5 protein-coding genes are annotated in these 4,366 nt (G+C 33.6%); all 5 read right to left on the bottom strand.

Annotated features, from left to right (window positions below; all coding sequences use genetic code 11):
- Positions 1-1,088, bottom strand: a 1,088-nt coding sequence (locus tag ACNKXV_RS10865; protein ID WP_417907760.1) for an alpha/beta hydrolase, incomplete at its 3' end; no start/stop codon positions are given.
- A 359-nt stretch (positions 1,089-1,447) separates the two neighbouring features.
- On the bottom strand, positions 1,448-1,891 hold the full coding sequence (locus ACNKXV_RS10860; RefSeq protein ID WP_417907759.1) for an MBOAT family O-acyltransferase: 444 nt from the start codon (positions 1,889-1,891) through the stop codon (positions 1,448-1,450).
- A gap of 76 nt (positions 1,892-1,967) precedes the next feature.
- Positions 1,968-2,738, bottom strand: coding sequence for a TlpA family protein disulfide reductase (locus ACNKXV_RS10855; RefSeq protein WP_417907758.1), 771 nt, complete (start codon positions 2,736-2,738; stop codon positions 1,968-1,970).
- Positions 2,739-2,916: 178 nt separating this feature from the next.
- The gene (locus tag ACNKXV_RS10850; RefSeq protein ID WP_417907757.1) at positions 2,917-3,297 is read right to left on the bottom strand and encodes a hypothetical protein; all 381 of its coding nucleotides are present in this window, start codon (positions 3,295-3,297) and stop codon (positions 2,917-2,919) included.
- 280 nt (positions 3,298-3,577) lie between these two features.
- Positions 3,578-3,955, bottom strand: a complete 378-nt coding sequence (locus tag ACNKXV_RS10845) for a hypothetical protein (RefSeq protein WP_417907756.1) — start codon at positions 3,953-3,955, stop codon at positions 3,578-3,580.
- Positions 3,956-4,366 lie beyond the last annotated feature (411 nt).

Genomic DNA, 4,366 nt, shown 5'->3' with positions numbered 1-4,366 from the left:
AGCCAATTATACATTAAATCAGCCACTTTCTTATTGTTAAGGTCGGACATTGGGAAATGTGTATTGCCTTTTAGACCTGTTTCAGGGAGAGGAACTAAAGTCACGTCCCCTCCATATTTATTTACCATATCTCGCCATTTTTTTGCCATAGATAGCGCAACTCTCCATTGTTCCTTACCCGGGTTTACTACCGGTTCTTCAGGAATATAATCTCCGTAGTATATAACTATAGGTATTTCTGTCAACCGTTTAAATTCAGATAAAGGTACTCCTCTTGCCTTCAGCTCTCCGTCGAGATATTGCATAGGTACCGGCACTTCATTATCAGGAAATACGAAATTACTACCGGGTTCATAGGATACAATTGCTTTGATATTATTATTTTTTAATGCCGTAAGCCATCCCTGACCTCCACTATGAGAATGTGTAACAAGTATTGAGGGACCTATTTTATCAAATAAATCTGAAACTGCTTTAATATTTAATTCAATACTCAACGGCCCCGTATCAGGTGTCATTTGGCGAAAAAACTGATTTAAAGCTTCTGGATCTTTAGAAAATTGAACTCCGGGATAGAATTCATTTCCTATGCCAAGCCTGAAAATGCCAAACCAAAGTTGATCATCTGTAGATGCACTTATGCTTATAGGCTCTGTACTGCGCCCAGAAAGACCTCGACGGGGCTGGTCCATTAGATAAACGGGAAAATCTTTTCGAAGGAAAATACTCTGAAAACCTTCTCTCCCGTCTGGCGTTGTTTGCCAGGTTCTCATAGATTGCCCGTAGCCATGCCAAAATACTAACGGAAGTTTACGTGGTTCAGCAGGGATTTGATAGAAAACGGTAGCGTGATCACCATGAAGTGTTTGACCTGAGGTGTTTTGATTTGCTGGGTTAAATGCACCATCTTTGATAGAATCAAAAGTGCCAGAACTGCTTTTTACCGTTCCCCCGACTGCAAAACTTCCCTGCTCAGCTAAAGTTATCACATCTCCCGGTAGAGACCGTGAACCTGTACATGATGTTAAAAAAACTGGAATACTTATTATTGCTAATATTACTCTCAGTTTAATTATAAGGTTTTTCATTTCGACTATTTCAATATTTTGCGATTTAATAAAACAAAGGGAGAGTGTACTTGGTTTGATATTTTGCCGATTATGATTAGTCCGACGATTAGAGGATTAATTATATGCGATATAATATGCAGTTTACCATCATTCTCGATAAGGTATATTTAATATTAATAGTCCGGTTATCGACTGTTGGCGAAGTAGAGGCCGAGTCCCAATGCTACGGGAGTCGGTTTAGTATTGGTTTGTTGGTCAAGTTAATCTAATTCTTTCTAACGCTGCCGCCTATTTTTGATAACCGTTGTTGGACGCTCGCTTTTGTTTAGATTAACTGATAATAGTCAGATATATGAAGGTTCATAATTTGTCTCTTTTCAGATTCCGCTCTGGAGTCGCGTTAGATAAAGAGTCAGTAAAAAACATATGCCTATTATACTTAAATTGACTGCTGCCCGAAAGATCCATTTTTGCTTATTAAAATTGTGATTGAAATATCTAGTTAATAAAACTGAAATTCCCATCAACGAAAACCAAATGGTAAAGAATAAAGATATTTTCCATCTGTAAATCGTGGTGACCGCATCGTGTATCATTCCACAAAATATGAATGTAAATAGTAATGCCACTCCAATGGGAAAAATTTTCTTTAAGGGTTTGAAAATATATTTCCCCAAATAGAATCCGAAAATAGGATTCCAATAATTCCAAAATGTGGAGAAATTTTTTGCTCCTAATGAGCGATAAAGATTATTTCTCAGCGATTTTGAATTTCCAATCGGCACTCCATTTCTTTTATTTACATATTCAGATAATGTCATTTTAATTGTTGATCAGATTTAATTATTCTCTTTCTAACGGTGCCGCTTATTTGCGATAACCGGTGTTGGGAATAGTTTATATTAGCTCTTTCAAATAATGTTTCAATTCCTTATGATCATTAATTACTTTCAAGATTTTGCCATCCTTTCCAATTATAAAATGTGTTGGAAATGTGTTCACATTTAATGTTTTAAGCATATAATCTTTAGATACCGATGCAGTTGCATAATCGAATTGCTCCTTTTCTAAAAATTCTATCAAATCTTGTTCTGGGTCGAACGCAATACTCAGAAATTCTATATCTTTTCTATTAGCATATTCATGAACTAATTTATTTAATTTTGGTATTTCTGCTACACAAGGTTGACATCTAATAAACCAGCATTTTAGAACTATAATTTTGTTTTTAGTAGTCTGTGAGTTCCATTTTTTCCCAGTTAAATCAGTATAACTTAAATCCGGAATTTTATTTCCTTCAAAACTCAATAATTTTAATTGATGTTTGGATTCACGTTTAATGGTAATGGCAATGCTATTTTTTTCAGTAAGGGGTATCAGTTTATAATATTCTTTTCCTGGAATTGAATTTAGTTTAACCGGTATATATAAACCGGAAGTTAGCCTTTCTAAGAATGACTTTTTATCGATTTCTTCATTATTCGTATTTATGCCAATAAACTCAGAATTGAGATCAATAAAATCGTTGTGATAAGTCCACCATGATAAACTATTCTTTTGAAGTTTATCTGTATCCACATTTGGATTGGCATATTCTTGTTGCTTTTTCTGGCATGAACTTATTAATATGATTATCGCAATAATCGTAATATTCCGCAATAATTTCATAGTTCGAATTTTGTTTAAATTATACCCAACGGTCCCGGTTATCGCCAGTTGGTGAATTAGGGGACGCGTCCCGACGCTTCGGGAGTCGGCTTAGTTGTTTTATCCTAAGTGTCTAAAATAGACTTTCTGGACTATGCCCGCTTTTTGCGCTTAACCGATGTTGTACCTAGTTCTTTTTTTATTTTTCAGATTTTATCATAAGAAACTCACCTAATCCGAGTTTTAGTGCTAGCTCAGTTTTTGTAAGTTTTAGAATTTTAAATTCGAATGGACCATCAGGGGTTTTCAATATTACATTTTTCGAATCTTTTGTCAAAAGCCAGGTTCCATTCATTGTTTCGCCCATAACAAATGAACTAAAATTAGAGTTTCGCTTAAAGTCAAAAGTCATTTGACTTATTATGTCTGTCTTCAACATTTGTAATCCAGCTTCGTCCATCTTTTCTTTGTTATATGCATCCTTAAACACCCATTTGCCAATTAGTAATTCATTGCTTTGAGCGTTCACGGCTAAGGTTAATAGTGTGAATACTATAATTGTCAAAATTCTTTTATTCATAAATGTTCTTTTTTTTTTAATTATGCATAACGGTCTTGGTTATCGCCAGGTGGCGGAGTAGGGGACCCGGATTTGTCGGCTTAGTGTTTTAATCGTTGATCAAGTTAAATATTTTCTTACTAACGGTACCGCCTATTTGCGATAACCGTTGTTATATGCTGTGTTTTTTACTAAAATTTTCTATATAGTAATTATTCCTAAGACTTTTAATTTTAGAACTTGATTATAAAAGAAAAAGCCTCACATAACTGTGAAGCTTTTTCTTTTATTAAAATTCAATTTAATTAATTCGATGAAATAAAGTTCCGCGATATTCCTCTCCATCCTTTCCGTTGTGTAAAACCATTTTATCATTACTGATTTTCTCTACGAAAATCATATCTCCATGAACTCTAAGCTCCATATTTTTAGGATTAAAAGTGTACTCATAGCTACCCACTTCTTCACCATTTTGTTCAGTGGTTACCATAACGTCTGTGTAGGTGTAAACAAATTCTCCATCAATATCCAAGGAAACCTCTTCGCCCGTATAATCTTCTTTCGATTCCCATTTGCCAATCAAAAAGTTTGACGAATTTATGTCTTCATTATCGTCATCTTTTGAACAACTTGTAAGAACTGTTAGGCTAATTAGTAATAGTGCAAAAACTTTTTTCATTTTTAAATTTTAATGTTAATTAATTTAAGCATACTAAGTAATTACATTTTTCTTTAAAAAAATAACGATTAGGTATAAAATATTAGAGATAGTCAATAAATTTTTAAATAATTTCGATTCTAGAAAATTTATTTTAAATAGCCTGCTAGAGGTCAGTAGTTTATAAAAGTTATGAGAATATCTAAATAATAAATTATTTTAAACTTGAAAATTTATGTTTTAATCTGGATTAGACTTATTTATTTTTAATAATCTTAGTTCCAAAATTTCTAAAAACATTGCATATAACGGTTACGGTTAACGCAAGTTGCGGGAGTAGGGACGCGGTCTTGTCGGATTAACTCTTTTCATTCCTGGTTTCTAAAATTACACTTTTTCGGTAAAACCCGTTATTTGCGATAACCGATGTTA

It is taken from the genome of Christiangramia aquimixticola (genome assembly GCF_048285835.1).
Lineage (GTDB): Bacteria > Bacteroidota > Bacteroidia > Flavobacteriales > Flavobacteriaceae > Christiangramia > Christiangramia aquimixticola.
This window is presented reverse-complemented; position numbering and strand designations above follow the sequence as displayed.